This is a genomic window from Sutcliffiella cohnii (genome assembly GCF_002250055.1).
Classification (GTDB): domain Bacteria; phylum Bacillota; class Bacilli; order Bacillales; family Bacillaceae_I; genus Sutcliffiella; species Sutcliffiella cohnii.
On the sequence record NZ_CP018866.1, the window covers coordinates 712,634 to 726,467 of the forward strand.

The window sequence follows — 13,834 nt, forward strand, 5'->3', positions numbered from 1 at the left end:
TTTTTGGACCTTTTTATCAGTTTGGGAAATATAACATTGGAATGTTCTGGGGATAAGCTTCTGACTTGTACTGTTACGACAAGGTCCAGCACTTAAACCCTATCAGAAATGGATTTTACTTAACAAGTAATGAAATTTACTTAACAAGTAATGAAAATTACTTAACAGGGGGCGAAATTTACTTAACAAGTATTGGAAATTACTTAACAGGGGGCGAAATTTACTTAACAAGTATTGAAAATTACTTAACAGGGGGCGAAATTTACTTAACATATATTGAAAATTACTTAACAGGTATTGAAAATTACTTAACAAGAAGCAAATTTCCTTAATACTGAAATACCTAAAAATGCCCACAATTTAATTAACGAAGACACGCGTCATGAATTTAATATAGCTTAAAATTACGATAGAGAGGTTGCCTGATAATGAGAGGGACTTATTGGACTATCCCTTTTCTTTGTGCTTCATGATGAATGAAAAATACAAGGTATACTTTTCTTCTTTTCCAGTTTCGTACATGTTACGATAAATATAATGAAACGTAGGGAGTTATATGTAATATGAAACAATACGATTTTACAAACGGAAACATAATGAAACAAATGTTGTTTTTTTCAGCACCATTACTACTTACAAACCTTTTACAAGTATCCTATCAATTTATCGATAGCCTATGGGTCGGAAATTTATTAGGAGCCAATGCTCTAGGCGCTGTGGCCGTATCAAGTACAGTCATCTTTACTGTATTATCTTTTATTATCGGAATAAACAATGCGGCGTTGACAATTCTATCGCAGCAAAAGGGAAGAGAGGATGAAAGTGGGCTAAAAAAATATTTAAATGCTTTTGTCGTTATTTTAACCACACTATCCTTACTGCTAGGATTTATCGGCTTTTTATTTGCGGAAAATATTTTACGTTGGATGAGTACCCCGGAGGCAATGGTTCAAGATGCTACAATTTATTTACAAATTAATTTTTTAGGGATTTTGTTACTATTTGGTTATAACTTTATTGCTACCGTACTTCGAGCGTTAGGTGATAGTAAAACTCCTTTATATTTCGTCATTATCGCTGTTATTTTAAACACTGTTTTAGATCCTTTATTTATATATGTTTTCAATTTAGGAATAGCAGGCGCTGCTTATGCAACATTAGTTGCACAAGGTGTTGCCTTTGTTGCTGGACTAATTTTTATTTTAAAGAAAAAATTAGCACCGTTCACGATTCCATTTGTCCCAAAAAAAGAAGAAGCATGGCTAATTTTAAAATTAGGCATTCCTTCAGGCTTACAAATGACAGTTATTGCTGCCGGTGTAATGGCCATTATGTCAGTTGTAAACTCTTTCGGTGAAGGTGTTGTAGCCGGGTTTGGAGCAGCACAGCGACTTGATAGCATTATTATGCTACCAGCGATGGCTTTAGGAACAGCTGTAAATAGTATGGCTGGACAAAACATAGGAGCGGGAAAATGGAATAGAGTGAGACAAATTAGTATTTATGGAATTGTATATAATTTTGCTATTATGTTACTCATTGCAATATTGATCGTTTTTGTCGCAGAATGGTCTATTAATCTATTTATACAAGAAACTGAAGCTGTTTCATTTGGTGTCAAATATTTAATTACAATTGCATTCTTTTATCCTTTCCTTGGAATTAACTTTATATTAAATGGTGTTGTTAGAGCATCAGGAGCGATGTTCCAAGTATTAGTTTTAAATATAATTTCGTTTTGGATTCTTCGCTATCCACTTACGTACTTATTCTCTAATTGGTGGGGTGAAGACGGAATAGCATATGGGATGGGAGTAAGCTTTGTTATTAGTAGCGTCTTTGCTTACGCTTATTACCGTTACGGAAAATGGAAAAAGGTAAAGCTCTTTCAAGTAAACTAACAGCTTTTTACTAAAGACTACCTGTAATAAAAATAATGGGTGTGCTATTATTTAGGAGGGCGAAATAGTATAATGATAAGTACAAATTTCCATATATATAAATAGCTAGGAAGAAGGAGATATATTGAAACAAAGCATGAAAGAACCACTATGGACCAAATCTTTTATTATGCTAATATTTGCAAATCTTTTTCTTTTTATGTCATTTCAAATGCTTATCCCAACATTGCCACCTTATATAAAATCGTTAGGTGCGTCAGGGTTTGAAATTGGTTTAGTGACCGCAATGTTTTCCATTGGAGCTGTATTGTGCAGACCATACATTGGATTTTTATTAAGGTTTTCAGCACGAAAACCGTTAGTTGTTTTATCAGCTGTTGCGCTATTATTTGTAACGATCATACATCCGATAACACAAATTGTTGCCATCGTTTTAATAATTCGTTTGTTGCACGGAATAGCTTGGGGGATTTCCACTACTGCAAATGGAACAGCAGCAGTTGATATTGTACCGAATTCAAGGCTAGGGGAAGGAATGGGCTACTTTGGTCTATCTGTAACGATAGGTATGATTGTTGCACCAAGTTTAGGTATCTTTCTTTATCAAGTAACAACGTTTACAAACTTAATCTATATATCTAGTTTTTTAGGAGTTATTGCGATTATTTTATTTTCTGTCGTTCAATATGAAACACCTGAAGAAGTTAGAAAAGCAAAGAAAGAAGAAATACCATTTTCCTACTTCGGATCGTTTATCGAAAAATCGAGTTGGTATCCTGCGCTTATCACTGTTATGGTAACATTTGGTTATGGAACAATCGTCACATTTATCGTTATTTTTGGCGATGAGCGGGGAATAAAACAAATCTTCCTTTTCTATCTTTTAAATGCAATAATGGCATCTATATCTAGACCAATTGCTGGTAAATGGTTTGATAAACATGGACCGAAAAGTTTAGTAGTACTATGTATTTCGTTAGCTTTTATTGGCCTGTGGGTTGTATCGCTAGCTCATTCTAATTTAATGATCGCAATTGCTGGAGTTCTCTTTGGAGTAGGTTTTGGCTCCTTAATCCCAACGTTACAATCTTGGACATTATCTCAAACTCCGCCGGAAAGAAGAGGAGTAGCAAACGGGATGTTTTTTTCGTCCATTGATTTAGGAATCGGATTAAGTGGACTTATCTTCGGTGTTGTTGCTCAATTTGTTGAAATAGCCGTACTTTTCCAAATCTCAAGCATATTCCTTATCATCGCTCTTTTCTTTGTTCTATTTCAAAGAAAAGAAAAAAGACGTGTGTTACCGCAACCACAAAAAATTTCTTCCTAATAAAAAGGATGCCATTGTTTGTTGGCATCCTTTACTATATTAGAGTTATTCATATACAGCTTCAATTTTTAAATTTGACCCAGTTGTCTTTCTTTCGCCAAAAAGAGTAATAACAGAGCAAGAAATGATTGTGAAAATATCATTAAATGGATCCGTTTCGTAGTCGACAAGTAAGCCTTCTAACAACACGTTTTCATTTTCATCTTGAACAGAAACTTTCTTTCCTTCTAATGACTTTAGCTTTGCAGTGGTTAAAAACTTTTCCCATGCAGCCCAATTCGTTACGATAAAAGTTTGGCTTCCATCTTCTAAGTAACCTAAACAGCAATGACTATCATCGTATGTTGCATGTAAATTATCTATTAGATCGATTAATGCGTGATGAATAAACTCATATTCTTTAAAGTTTAGCGATTGTGCAAACGTTCCTACAAGCGAATGATTTTCCCATGAAAAAGTAATCAATACTTTACGATTTTTACTTTTTTTATATACATTCTCGGAATGAAACCAACCATATTTTATCATCGTTTCTGTCACGTCATTCATAGCTTTATCGGTTTTTAGAAAAATTTTAAACATTTTCTTACCTCCGTCTCTATTTGTCCCTTATTTTGAGTATAAATAATAATAGTTACATATACTGTGATGTTCATCACAGATATAGTTTTAGGAAATATCTAAAATGAAAATATAAGAATAAACGACTGGAGCGATTAGGATGGCACAACAATTAGAAGTGGTAAAAGATTATTTAAATAGACCAATTCGTGATGTTCGAATATCTGTTACCGATCAGTGTAATTTTCGCTGTGCCTACTGTATGCCAGCGGAAATATTTGGACCAGATTTTCCATTCATGAAAGAAAAAGAATTATTGTCGTTTGATGAAATTGTTCGGGTTGTTACTAACTTAGCGCCATTAGGGGTAGAAAAGGTGCGTTTGACGGGTGGAGAGCCGTTATTAAGGAAAGATCTTCATCTACTTATTGAGCAATTAAACAAAATTGAGGGTATTCAAGATATCGCTTTAACTACTAATGGCGTACATTTACCAAAACAAGCGAAAAAACTAGCGGAAGCAGGTTTGAAAAGAGTAAACATTAGTTTAGATACGTTAGATGAAGATTTGTTTAAGCAAATTAATGGTAGAGGCGTAGGTGTGAAACCAATACTTAAAGGAATATACGCTAGTATCGACGCTGGTCTTGAAGTTAAGATCAACATGGTTGTAAAAAAAGGCTTAAATGACCATCATATCGTACCGATGACGACCTTTTTCAAAGATTTAGGAGTTACCCTTCGCTTTATCGAGTTTATGGATGTCGGAAGTTCTAACGGTTGGAAATTTGATAATGTTGTAACGAAGAAAGAGATTTTTACCATTTTAAAAAAGCATTTTGAACTAGAGCCAGTAAATCCTGCTCATTTTGGGGAAGTTGCGAAACGTTATCGTCACGTTGGTACAAAATCAGAGTTAGGGTTTATCACTTCCGTATCAGAGGCATTTTGCTCTACGTGTACGAGAGCGAGAATATCAGCAGACGGAACATTTTATAACTGCCTTTTTGCTACAAAGGGATTTTCATTGCGTGATTTAATAAGAAATGGTGCAACGGACGAAGAACTTACAGATGCAATAAAAAATATTTGGTCTAAAAGAGCGGATCGTTACTCAGAAGAAAGAACGGAAGAAACTGCCCGTAACCGGAAAAAAATAGAAATGTCCTATATAGGTGGATAAAAAAAATACAAGGTAATCATAAATTACCTTGCATTTTTTATGTGATCATGAAAATAAAAAAAAGAAAAGTAAATGCATAAGGAAGAAAAGAGTAACCATGTTCGCCCAGTTTATAACAAGTTTATGATTTTTCGGTTGTATGACTCCAAAAGCGAATATGTACCAAAACCATTTGGAGTCTCGCCATCTTTTTTTATTGAATGCTGCTGGACTCTTCTTTTTTTTATTTTCATATTTAGCCCATAAAACGACTAAAACAACATCTAAAATAGCGCCAATCGTAACTGCCGTCAAGGCAAACTCCTTAGATACTGTCCATTTTCTTGAATTCGATAATTCCATTTCCCGTACTTCGACTTCTTTCTCATACTTTTCTAGTTCTTCGCTAAATGAGAGGTTAATAGTTTCTTCTTCATTCCGTTCATATTGAAAAAACAGTACACCAAGTATTAACGATAGCAACAGTAAAAAGTAGCCACTAAAGAATAAGGTTACAACTTTATTGTTTTTCATGGGTACAGCCCCTTAAGAAAACTGATTATATGTAAATATTACTATGATTTTATAGTAACTAGAGTAGCTAAATATGACAAAAAAAGGATAATATCAGAAAGATATTATCCTTTTAATGATAGTTTTATTTAGAAGTGTATATGGCTAGCTTTTATTGTGGATAAAGTCACTTTTTCCACCTTTTTTCTCAAAGAGGAACGTTTCTTTAATAACCATCGCCTTATCCATCGCTTTACACATATCGTAAAACGTTAGAGCCGCCACAGATACTGCTGTTAAAGCTTCCATTTCGACCCCGGTGTTACCGCTACATCTCACTTCACAGTCGATCTGTAATTCATAATGCGAAGGATGAGAAATATACTCGAATGAAAAATCAATTCCTTGTAATAGTAGAGGATGACACATTGGGATAAGCTCCCACGTTTTCTTTGCGGCCATAATACCGGCGATTTGTGCAGTTTGTAATGGATCACCTTTTTTAATACTTCCACTATTAATCGCTTCGTATAGTTCTTTAGAAAAAACGATAGAGCTACGCGCTGTGGCACTTCTTTTCGTTTCTCCTTTTTCTGAAACGTCTACCATTTTTGGTCGACCATGTTCGTTGAAATGTGAAAATGAACTCATCTAGCCTCACTCCTAATGTCTATGTAATTCTTCAATAAAATGAGAAACAGAAGGGAGAATTAATTTTTCTGTACCAAGTTTCACTGCATTCGTAGAACCGGGTAGAGCATAGATAGGTGTTCTATTTTTACTTCCCGCAGTTGCTCTACTAAACATTGCTCTCGCTCCAATTTCCTCGAAGCTTAACATTCTAAATAACTCTCCAAAACCTGTCATTTCTTTTTCAAATATACTTGTCACGGCTTCATATGTAATGTCTCTTGCAGTAAAACCAGTACCGCCAGTAACGATAATAGCTTGTATGTCAGGAAGATTACACCAATCTTCTAAAATAGTAACAATATCATGAAAATCATCTTTTACAATTTTATAGTCTATTACGGTATGATTGCTATTCTCTAAAAGTTGTTTTATCGTTTGTCCACTGCGATCATTTTCAATTGTTCTAGTATCACTTACCGTCAAAATAGCTGCCTTAATAGCAGAGTACTTATTTGTTGGTATCATATGATTTCTTCACCTCTATAGTATTATAACCTAATAAAAGGGTAACAATCATTAAGTGAATAATCTGTGACGTATATCACAGATGGACGACTGTACAAATGTTGTAATATAGATACATTATGTTAATGGGGGAGAAGAAATGAGATATTCTCGTCAAGAGCTATTTACTCCTATCGGAAAAGAAGGGCAAAAAAAGATAAGAGATAAACATGTGCTCGTTGTAGGAGCAGGTGCTTTAGGAAGTGCCAACGCAGAAATGTTAGTTCGAGCAGGGATTGGCAAATTAACGATTGTCGATCGTGACTACGTTGACTGGACAAATTTACAACGACAGCAATTATATAAGGAAGAAAATGTTGTGGAGCAATTACCAAAAGCGGTTGCTGCCGAAAGAAGATTAAGAGAAATAAATTCAGAAGTAGAAATTGTCCCCCATGTTATGGATGCTGATAGAGAAACGTTAGAACCACTAGTCGGTGACGTAAGTGTTATCGTCGATGGAACTGATAATTTTGATATAAGGTTTATTGTCAATGATCTAGCACAAAAACATAACATTCCTTGGGTATTTGGTTCATGTGTTGGAAGTTACGGGATGAATTTTACGTTTATTCCAGGAAAAACTCCGTGTTTACAATGCTTGTTAAAAACGATTCCAATGTCAGGAATGACTTGTGATACTGTAGGTATACTTAGTCCAGTGGTACAAATAGTATCTTCGTATCAAGTAGCAGAAACGTTAAAGATTTTAACAGAAAATGATGAGGCTATTCGTGATACATTATTAACGTTTGATGTATGGCAAAATGACTTCTTTACGATGAAAGTACAAAATGCGAAAAGTAATGATTGCCATTCTTGCGGGAAAGTTCGAACTTATCCATATTTACGTTATGAAAACGCGACAAAAGCAGAGGTGCTTTGTGGAAGAAATACAGTACAAATTCGCCCTAAAACGATAGGGGAAATTAATTTAGACGAACTGTATAACAAGCTCACGAAGCTAGGTAAGTGTGAAAGAAATCCATATTTAGTTTCCATTATGGATGGAGATTTAAAAGTGGTGTTTTTCTATGACGGTAGAGCGTTTATTCACGGAACAAATGATATGATAAAAGCAAAAAGTGTTTATTATAAATATATCGGATAGAAGAAAAATGGGCGTCCATTATGTGGGACGCCCATTACTTATTTTACTCGTTCTAATAAGAGTTCTTTTTCTTCTACTGTTAAATATTGCTCTGCCATTGGGAACAACACTTGTTCTTCCTTCATAAAGTGAGATGTTAGTACGTCATAAGTTGTCATTACGTGAATTAGAAGCTTTTCGAATGTTTCAGGCTGAATAGGTTCTGTAATATTTTCAGTACGAGCAAGAAACTCGTGAATATTACGCTTCGCTTCATCATGTTCATATTCCATTACAACTAGTGGTCCAGACTCTTTTCCGATATACTTTTCCATCATTTTAAAAAGATATCCTTCTTCTTTTTCCGAATGAACGTGTAATTCATCAAAAAAGTTAGTAACAATCGTTCTTAAGTGCAATAAAGACTTCTTGTATTGACTTGGCTCTGTATTTTGAGCGTAGTCTCTAGCAAGATTATTCATTTCTGCCTTCGCTTCATTTAATGGACCATGTTCAGATTTTAGTAACTGCAAACCTTGAGATAATTGGATAGGCTCCCTGTTTAAATCGTTAAACATTCCACATTGTTGCATACTATTTTTCCTCCTATACTCAAGAAATCCAACGTTCTTTTGCTTTTGGGAACAATATGTTATTTTCTAAATGAATATGTTTAAACAAATCATCCTCAATGCCAGCTAAACGGCGATATACTAGTTGGTAAGTGCCGCATGCCCCTTCTGGTGGAGTGAAATCATTCGTAATCTCTCTTAATTTCTTTATAATGTCACCAGCGTGATCATGTTCATCTTCTAAATGTTTAATATGTTCTAGAAGTTCAGCGGAAGCTGTTTCCACATTTTCTCTTTCTGCTTCAATGATAGCTGGAAACACTTCCGTTTCTTCTTTTATTGTATGTTGTTCTAGTTCTGTTTTAAGTTCATGGAATAAGCTATGAACTTCTTTTAAATGTGTATGATGTTGCCCATGGACTCTAAATACTTTTGTAACATAAGGGCTAAGAGCAGGCAGCTCTTCTTGCAAAAATTGATGATGTTTCTGAATAATAATATCTATAATATCTTCACAAGATGCTTGATCCCAATCTGTACCTAATTCATTCCGTTGTTTTGCATCCATATACATATTGGATAGACTAGATAATACATCTTGTATTTCTAGATTTCTCTCTAGTACAGCTTCTATTAAAGGGCGGTTACCACCACAACAAAAATCTATTCGAACACTTTTAAAATAATCACCGGCTTTCGGAAACTTTGTAACAATATCACCTACGATAGATTGTTCATGAAAGATTTGTTCCATTTATATCGCCTCCATTATTCTTTTCACTATTATCATAAGTTTTATAGGATGAAGTGAATGTGATGTGAATCACAAATAATCAATATAAATGTCACAATAATGTGACGTGTGAGGTAAATCACATTTTCTGTTAAATGTGTTTGATAAATTGGTATTATAAGAAGGTAGAAGGAGTGAGAGGATTGACTGTTGAAACAAGAAAGCCAATTCCAGTAAAAGAAGCAATACGAAAAGTGATGAAATTCGCTGAAATAGGGAGCAACGAAGAGGTGCTTCTACCGGATAGCTATGGAAGATATTTAGCGGAAGATTTAATCGCAAGTCACGATGTACCGCCATTCCATAAGTCTCCCTATGATGGTTTTGCGATAAGAGCAATAGATTCAAAGGAAGCTTCACAACTTAATGAAATAGAATTTAAAGTAATAGATGAAATTGGAGCGGGATTTGTTACGACCAAAAAAGTTGGGCCATTTGAGGCTGTTCGTATTATGACAGGTGCACAAATGCCATATGAATGTGATGCTGTTGTGATGCTAGAGTTAACGAAAGAATATGAACGGGACGGCAAAAAATATATGAGCATTAAACGCTCTTTCCGTTCAGGTGATAATGTGTCCTTTCAAGGAGAAGATACGAAGAAAGGCACACCTTTAGTGGAAAAAGGGACACGTATTAATCCTGGAGTTCAAGCACTGTTAGCAACTTTTGGATATGAAAAAGTTCGCGTTAGTAAGAAGCCATTAATAGGTATTTTTGCTACAGGAACGGAACTATTGGAAGTGAACGAACCGTTAGTACCAGGGAAAATTAGGAACAGTAACGCTTATATGGTACAAGGACAAGTTATAAGAAGTGGGGCTACGTTTCGATACTTTGGAAAGCTGAACGATCAATTGGATGAATGCTTTGAGGCTATAAAAAATGCACTAGACGAAGTAGATATATTAATAACAACTGGTGGCGTTTCAGTAGGTGACTACGACTATTTACCAGCAATTTATGAGCGACTTGGTGCGAACGTGTTATTTAATAAAATTGGGATGAGGCCAGGAAGTGTAACAACGGTAGCAGAATTAAATGGGAAACTACTATTTGGACTTTCGGGCAATCCATCTGCTTGTTATGTAGGGTACGAGCTTTTCGTCAGACCTGTAGTTAAAACGATGTTACGCTCCTATACTCCATACTTACAGTCGGTTGATGCGATTTTAGAAGAAGATTTTCCTAAACCAAATCCGTTTACTAGATTTGTACGTGGTGCGGCTACTTTTAAAGAGGGTCACTTAGTAGTAAAAACAAGTGGTCTTGATAAATCGAACGTTGTTACCTCGCTTTCTGGTGCAAATGTATTGATCGTATTACCAGGTGGGACTCGAGGGTTTACGAAGGGTGACAAAGTAACGATCCTTCTATTAGAAGAGGAGCAAGGGACAAATACGCTATGGGCGGAAAAATGAATATTATTCAAGTTGTAGGCTATAAAAATAGTGGAAAAACAACGCTCGTTGAAAAAATAATTCGTTATTTTACAAAAAATGGTCTTCAAATTGGTTCAATTAAACATCATGGACACGGTGGTAAATTGGAAAGTGTGGAAGGGACAGATTCGGTACGTCACCAAAAAGCAGGAGCGCTTTTATCGACTGTTCAAGGGGACGGAGAAGTTCAACTATTTGCCCATGGTGAGGAATGGAGTTTAGCCAAAATTGTTCAACTGTATGAGTTTTTAAACGTTCGTAAAGTTATTATTGAAGGGTATAAAAAAGAGGGTTATCCGAAAATAGTTTTAATAAAAAATGACAATGACTTAAACATGCTTGATGAATTATCGAACATTATAGCAGTAATATGCTGGGACAACGTAGTGTTTAAAAACAACAATGGAATACCGACGTTTTATCTAGAGGAAGATGAACGGTTTATACATTGGTTATGGGAGGAAGTGTCAAAGGAAAATGAGTAAAATGTTTGAGATAACAGATAAGCCGATCTCGATGGAAGATATAGTAAAAAAGGTAGAGCGAAGAGAAGCTGGCGCAATTACAACGTTTATCGGTACAGTTAGAGAATTTACGAAAGGTAAACGAACGCTCTATTTAAAATACGAGGCATATGTACCTATGGCAGAAAAAAAACTTGCAGAGATTGGTTCAGAGATAAAAGAGAAGTGGCCAGATGCTCATGTAGCCATTTCACATAGAATTGGTAAGCTCGACATTAAAGATATTGCAGTAGTAATAGCGGTTTCGACGCCACATCGTAAAGATGCATATGAAGCTAATGAATACGCAATCGAAAGAATTAAACAAATTGTACCGATTTGGAAAAAGGAACATTGGGAAGACGGAGATATGTGGATTGGAGATCAATTAGAAACTACGAGTTACCCAAGTGGAAAACCGGAGGGATTAGAATGATAAAAGTTTTACTGTTTTCATATTTACAAGAGGCAGCTGGTGCAGGACAGCTTGAAATAGACTCAGAGCAATTAACCGTATTACAACTAAAGGAAAAGTTGAATAAGGAGTATGAGCTTACAAATCTACAACAAGTAATGGTCGCGATAAATGAAGAATATGCAACGGATGAACAAATAATAGCTTCAGGTGATACAGTTGCTTTAATACCTCCAGTAAGCGGCGGTTAATAGGAAAAGGTGTTTTATTGAACGAATTTTATTAGGAGAGAAAGCCACACAAAAGTATATAATTAACTTAGAAAAGTTCGCTGCATAAAGCGGACTTTTTTTGTGGAGAGATAGGAGATTCATGTTAAAATTGCTATATTAGGTAGTTAAAAATAGGTAGACAGAGAGGATGAATTTAAGAGAATTAACTCTTGTTGAGAGGAGTAAATAAAAATGAAAAATAGACTAGAGCCGATAGAAGCAGCCACTTGCTTTATTGAAAAGTACTTTTCAAATTGTCAGGGAGCTATTTTAGCAGGAAGTGTTGTTCGTGGACAAGCAACGGAAACTTCTGATTTAGATATTGTAATTTTTGATGAAAATTTAACTTCTTCATATCGTGAGTCGCTCATTGAATTTGGTTGGAACATTGAACTGTTTGTACATAATTTAACATCTTATCGGTTCTTTTTTGAAAGTGATTGTAAGGCAGCTAGACCTAGTATGCCAACAATGGTAAGTGAAGGAAAGATTTTAAAAGATACTGGTATTTTGACAGAAATAAAAAAAGAAGCAAAAGAGTTGTTGAATCAAGGACCAAAAGAGTGGTCAAAAGATACGATTGATATGAAGCGATATTTTATTACAGATGCGTTAGATGATTTAATCGGTTGCCAAAACAGAGGCGAAGGGATTTTTGTTGCTAGTAAACTCGGTGAACTAGTAAGTGAGTTCATTCTACGCAGTAACCGTAAATGGATAGGTTCATCAAAATGGGTTGTCCGTTCCTTAGTTCAGCACGATAAGGAACTTGCAAACGAATTTGTTGAAGCCTTCGATACGTTTTATAAAACAAACGATATTCATAAAATAGTGAGCTTTATTGATAAAGTTCTTAAACCTTACGGTGGAAGGTTCTTTGAAGGTTTTTCTATTGGAAAAACAAAAAAAAATTCCGATTAATTTACAAACAATCAGTGGGGGTACCACTGATTGTAGTTTCACTTAATACTATGTGATTTGATTAGATCGATATCGTCTGTAGGATCAAACACTTCAAAATATTTATAAGTAGGCTCCGAACTTGTTATGTTCTGAAGGTCCTCCACTAGCGATGGAAAAAGCTTTTCATTAGCAATTTCTGCATGCTCCTTCGTATCCCAATAGTTTAAAGCTCGATACTCTCCTGATGCATCATCAAAAAAGTAAACACTCCCCCGAAAACCTGTTAACTGACGACTAATCTTATCGTATTTTTTTATTATATTTTCCGCAGTCATTCGGTTGTCTTTTCCTAATTTAAATTGAACTAAACGAGCATAAAACATCGTTAAACCCACTCCTAATTTCTGAATTTAAATCGAAATAATTGTCTATTGGCTACCACTGTTTGGAGTACCTTTATATTAATATGTTAAGAAAATAATTTTAGTGTTTTTCGTTTTGCTATTTACATGCGCTTTTCAATCTAAATCAGTGACCTATTGTACAGACAAAGTTAAAAAAAGTGACAGAACTGTGATAATAATCACAGTTTCGAAACAATGACAACGTTACAATAGTAGTAACTTAAAGGAAAAGGGTGAAGTGAATGATGAATATGGTTGATATCATTCTATGGGTTATTGTTCCGTACTTAATGGTTGCTATTGTAGTTATGTCTTTTATTTGGAGATGTGACTTCAGTAACAATGAAAAACCGAAAAGAGGCTTTAAGTTGAAAGGAAGTTTAATTGGTTTTCTTATAAGTGGATTACTGTTATTTTTAAGTGCAGATATGAGCAATATATTTTCCTTGCTATACGAGTGGTTATACGGTCTTTTAACGCTAAACCCTAACATGGATCAACTCGCAACCTATCCTTTACTTTACATCATTCACTGGATTTTTGGCTCTTTGCTTATTATGAATTTCCTGGAAACAATAGCTTCAAAAGTGAAAATCGGAAGAAAAAGAATATATATTATAGAAAAGTTATCGTAACGCTAGATTAGTTCTAGCGTTTTTGTTTGGGTTTAGGGATTTGTCGAATTTGCAAAACTTACTGTTTCGTTGTTGATTTGCAAAAAAGTCATAATTAGAGTGGGAAGGTGTGATGTACATCACTTCCGATGGTTTTTATAG

The 13,834-nt window shown here is 34.9% G+C and carries 18 protein-coding genes; 11 read left to right on the forward strand and 7 right to left on the reverse strand.

The window, feature by feature from the left end; genetic code table 11:
* Nucleotides 1-65 precede the first annotated feature (65 nt).
* From BC6307_RS03395 to BC6307_RS03405, 3 genes are all read left to right on the forward strand, one after another.
* A complete protein-coding gene (locus BC6307_RS03395) occupies nucleotides 66-332 on the forward strand; it encodes a hypothetical protein (protein WP_094366056.1) in 267 nt (88 codons plus the stop codon).
* Between the two features lie 231 nt (nucleotides 333-563).
* Nucleotides 564-1,901 (forward strand): MATE family efflux transporter, encoded by a 1,338-nt coding sequence (locus BC6307_RS03400; RefSeq protein ID WP_066416744.1) that lies wholly within the window; start codon nucleotides 564-566, stop codon nucleotides 1,899-1,901.
* Between the two features lie 136 nt (nucleotides 1,902-2,037).
* Nucleotides 2,038-3,231 carry an MFS transporter gene (locus BC6307_RS03405; RefSeq protein WP_066416792.1) on the forward strand — a complete coding sequence of 398 codons (1,194 nt, stop codon included), beginning with the start codon at nucleotides 2,038-2,040 and terminating at the stop codon, nucleotides 3,229-3,231.
* A 45-nt stretch (nucleotides 3,232-3,276) separates the two neighbouring features.
* Here BC6307_RS03405 and BC6307_RS03410 read toward each other — a convergent pair whose 3' ends face one another.
* On the reverse strand, nucleotides 3,277-3,813 hold the full coding sequence (locus BC6307_RS03410; protein WP_066416742.1) for a hypothetical protein: 537 nt from the start codon (nucleotides 3,811-3,813) through the stop codon (nucleotides 3,277-3,279).
* A gap of 139 nt (nucleotides 3,814-3,952) precedes the next feature.
* Here BC6307_RS03410 and moaA point away from each other — a divergent pair, with 139 nt between their 5' ends.
* Nucleotides 3,953-4,975: a GTP 3',8-cyclase MoaA gene (gene moaA, locus BC6307_RS03415; RefSeq protein ID WP_066416736.1), complete on the forward strand. Its 1,023-nt coding sequence runs from the start codon at nucleotides 3,953-3,955 to the stop codon at nucleotides 4,973-4,975.
* Between the two features lie 45 nt (nucleotides 4,976-5,020).
* Here moaA and BC6307_RS03420 read toward each other — a convergent pair whose 3' ends face one another.
* The 3 genes from BC6307_RS03420 to BC6307_RS03430 form a co-directional block, all read right to left on the reverse strand.
* Entirely contained in the window at nucleotides 5,021-5,488 is a 468-nt protein-coding gene (locus BC6307_RS03420) for a hypothetical protein (protein ID WP_066416734.1), read from the reverse strand.
* A gap of 144 nt (nucleotides 5,489-5,632) precedes the next feature.
* Nucleotides 5,633-6,118 (reverse strand): cyclic pyranopterin monophosphate synthase MoaC, encoded by a 486-nt coding sequence (gene moaC / locus BC6307_RS03425; protein ID WP_066416731.1) that lies wholly within the window; start codon nucleotides 6,116-6,118, stop codon nucleotides 5,633-5,635.
* 12 nt (nucleotides 6,119-6,130) lie between these two features.
* Entirely contained in the window at nucleotides 6,131-6,625 is a 495-nt protein-coding gene (locus BC6307_RS03430; protein ID WP_066416729.1) for a MogA/MoaB family molybdenum cofactor biosynthesis protein, read from the reverse strand.
* A 139-nt stretch (nucleotides 6,626-6,764) separates the two neighbouring features.
* On the opposite strand from BC6307_RS03430, the gene BC6307_RS03435 reads away from it, so the two are divergent.
* Nucleotides 6,765-7,775, forward strand: coding sequence for a MoeB/ThiF family adenylyltransferase (locus BC6307_RS03435; RefSeq protein WP_066416727.1), 1,011 nt, complete (start codon nucleotides 6,765-6,767; stop codon nucleotides 7,773-7,775).
* Nucleotides 7,776-7,813: 38 nt separating this feature from the next.
* Here the strand turns inward: BC6307_RS03435 and BC6307_RS03440 are convergent, their stop codons facing one another.
* Together BC6307_RS03440 and ric are read right to left on the reverse strand one after the other, a co-directional pair.
* Nucleotides 7,814-8,347: a hemerythrin domain-containing protein gene (locus BC6307_RS03440; protein WP_235858139.1), complete on the reverse strand. Its 534-nt coding sequence runs from the start codon at nucleotides 8,345-8,347 to the stop codon at nucleotides 7,814-7,816.
* A gap of 19 nt (nucleotides 8,348-8,366) precedes the next feature.
* On the reverse strand, nucleotides 8,367-9,080 hold the full coding sequence (gene ric / locus BC6307_RS03445; RefSeq protein WP_066416724.1) for an iron-sulfur cluster repair di-iron protein: 714 nt from the start codon (nucleotides 9,078-9,080) through the stop codon (nucleotides 8,367-8,369).
* 182 nt (nucleotides 9,081-9,262) lie between these two features.
* Between ric and BC6307_RS03450 the strand changes: the two genes are divergently transcribed.
* The 5 genes from BC6307_RS03450 to BC6307_RS03470 all read left to right on the forward strand — a co-directional run bounded on the left by BC6307_RS03450 (nucleotide 9,263) and on the right by BC6307_RS03470 (nucleotide 12,672).
* A complete protein-coding gene (locus BC6307_RS03450) occupies nucleotides 9,263-10,540 on the forward strand; it encodes a molybdopterin molybdotransferase MoeA (RefSeq protein ID WP_342351653.1) in 1,278 nt (425 codons plus the stop codon).
* A complete protein-coding gene (gene mobB, locus BC6307_RS03455; RefSeq protein ID WP_157729272.1) occupies nucleotides 10,537-11,046 on the forward strand; it encodes a molybdopterin-guanine dinucleotide biosynthesis protein B in 510 nt (169 codons plus the stop codon). Before BC6307_RS03450 ends, mobB begins: the two co-directional genes overlap by 4 nt.
* Nucleotides 11,039-11,500, forward strand: coding sequence for a molybdenum cofactor biosynthesis protein MoaE (locus BC6307_RS03460; protein ID WP_066416717.1), 462 nt, complete (start codon nucleotides 11,039-11,041; stop codon nucleotides 11,498-11,500). The genes mobB and BC6307_RS03460 overlap by 8 nt, the downstream gene beginning before the upstream one ends.
* A complete protein-coding gene (gene moaD, locus BC6307_RS03465; protein WP_066416714.1) occupies nucleotides 11,497-11,730 on the forward strand; it encodes a molybdopterin converting factor subunit 1 in 234 nt (77 codons plus the stop codon). The genes BC6307_RS03460 and moaD overlap by 4 nt, the downstream gene beginning before the upstream one ends.
* 213 nt (nucleotides 11,731-11,943) lie before the next feature.
* Nucleotides 11,944-12,672 (forward strand): nucleotidyltransferase domain-containing protein, encoded by a 729-nt coding sequence (locus BC6307_RS03470; protein WP_066416711.1) that lies wholly within the window; start codon nucleotides 11,944-11,946, stop codon nucleotides 12,670-12,672.
* A 38-nt stretch (nucleotides 12,673-12,710) separates the two neighbouring features.
* Here BC6307_RS03470 and BC6307_RS03475 read toward each other — a convergent pair whose 3' ends face one another.
* Complete coding sequence (locus BC6307_RS03475) at nucleotides 12,711-13,037, reverse strand: hypothetical protein (RefSeq protein WP_066416710.1); 327 nt, start codon at nucleotides 13,035-13,037, stop codon at nucleotides 12,711-12,713.
* A gap of 263 nt (nucleotides 13,038-13,300) precedes the next feature.
* Between BC6307_RS03475 and BC6307_RS03480 the strand changes: the two genes are divergently transcribed.
* Nucleotides 13,301-13,693, forward strand: a complete 393-nt coding sequence (locus BC6307_RS03480; protein WP_066416707.1) for a respiratory nitrate reductase subunit gamma — start codon at nucleotides 13,301-13,303, stop codon at nucleotides 13,691-13,693.
* Nucleotides 13,694-13,834: the final 141 nt, after the last annotated feature.

Excerpts from the sequence above, each read along its gene's own strand:
- BC6307_RS03400 (WP_066416744.1), top strand. The coding sequence starts at position 564 with ATGAAACAATACGATTTTACAAACGGAAACATAATGAAACAAATGTTG.
- BC6307_RS03405 (WP_066416792.1), top strand. The coding sequence starts at position 2,038 with ATGAAAGAACCACTATGGACCAAATCTTTTATTATGCTAATATTTGCA.
- BC6307_RS03410 (WP_066416742.1), bottom strand. The coding sequence starts at position 3,813 with ATGTTTAAAATTTTTCTAAAAACCGATAAAGCTATGAATGACGTGACA.
- moaA (WP_066416736.1), top strand. The coding sequence starts at position 3,953 with ATGGCACAACAATTAGAAGTGGTAAAAGATTATTTAAATAGACCAATT.
- BC6307_RS03420 (WP_066416734.1), bottom strand. The coding sequence starts at position 5,488 with ATGAAAAACAATAAAGTTGTAACCTTATTCTTTAGTGGCTACTTTTTA.
- moaC (WP_066416731.1), bottom strand. The coding sequence starts at position 6,118 with ATGAGTTCATTTTCACATTTCAACGAACATGGTCGACCAAAAATGGTA.
- BC6307_RS03430 (WP_066416729.1), bottom strand. The coding sequence starts at position 6,625 with ATGATACCAACAAATAAGTACTCTGCTATTAAGGCAGCTATTTTGACG.
- BC6307_RS03435 (WP_066416727.1), top strand. The coding sequence starts at position 6,765 with ATGAGATATTCTCGTCAAGAGCTATTTACTCCTATCGGAAAAGAAGGG.
- BC6307_RS03440 (WP_235858139.1), bottom strand. The coding sequence starts at position 8,347 with ATGCAACAATGTGGAATGTTTAACGATTTAAACAGGGAGCCTATCCAA.
- ric (WP_066416724.1), bottom strand. The coding sequence starts at position 9,080 with ATGGAACAAATCTTTCATGAACAATCTATCGTAGGTGATATTGTTACA.
- mobB (WP_157729272.1), top strand. The coding sequence starts at position 10,537 with ATGAATATTATTCAAGTTGTAGGCTATAAAAATAGTGGAAAAACAACG.
- BC6307_RS03460 (WP_066416717.1), top strand. The coding sequence starts at position 11,039 with ATGAGTAAAATGTTTGAGATAACAGATAAGCCGATCTCGATGGAAGAT.
- moaD (WP_066416714.1), top strand. The coding sequence starts at position 11,497 with ATGATAAAAGTTTTACTGTTTTCATATTTACAAGAGGCAGCTGGTGCA.
- BC6307_RS03470 (WP_066416711.1), top strand. The coding sequence starts at position 11,944 with ATGAAAAATAGACTAGAGCCGATAGAAGCAGCCACTTGCTTTATTGAA.
- BC6307_RS03475 (WP_066416710.1), bottom strand. The coding sequence starts at position 13,037 with ATGTTTTATGCTCGTTTAGTTCAATTTAAATTAGGAAAAGACAACCGA.
- BC6307_RS03480 (WP_066416707.1), top strand. The coding sequence starts at position 13,301 with ATGATGAATATGGTTGATATCATTCTATGGGTTATTGTTCCGTACTTA.